Origin of the sequence: Rosenbergiella gaditana (assembly GCF_018494065.1) — a bacterium.
Taxonomy (GTDB): domain Bacteria; phylum Pseudomonadota; class Gammaproteobacteria; order Enterobacterales; family Enterobacteriaceae; genus Rosenbergiella; species Rosenbergiella gaditana.
On sequence record NZ_JABBFR010000079.1, the window covers coordinates 1 to 262 of the forward strand.

The following is a 262-nucleotide window of genomic DNA, read 5'->3' on the forward strand; positions in this document are numbered from 1 at the left end:
CTCATACAGCAATTCGTGAAGATGCTTCTATGAACTTTGCTGCTATTGATGAGTTATTAGAACGTAATGATGATATTGAACTTATCTTTATTGAATCTGGTGGCGACAACTTAGCAGCTACATTCAGTCCTGAACTTGTAGATTTTTCAATCTATATTATCGACGTTGCTCAAGGTGAAAAAATCCCTCGTAAAGGTGGACAAGGTATGATTAAATCAGACTTTTTCATCATCAATAAAACGGATTTAGCACCACATGTTGG

Annotated in this window: 1 protein-coding gene; it reads left to right on the top strand. The window is 35.9% G+C overall.

All coding sequences use genetic code 11. The features are described 5' to 3' along the window. Positions 1 to 262: GTP-binding protein (locus HH682_RS15525; protein ID WP_275957720.1), on the top strand; the 262-nt coding region annotated here is incomplete at both ends.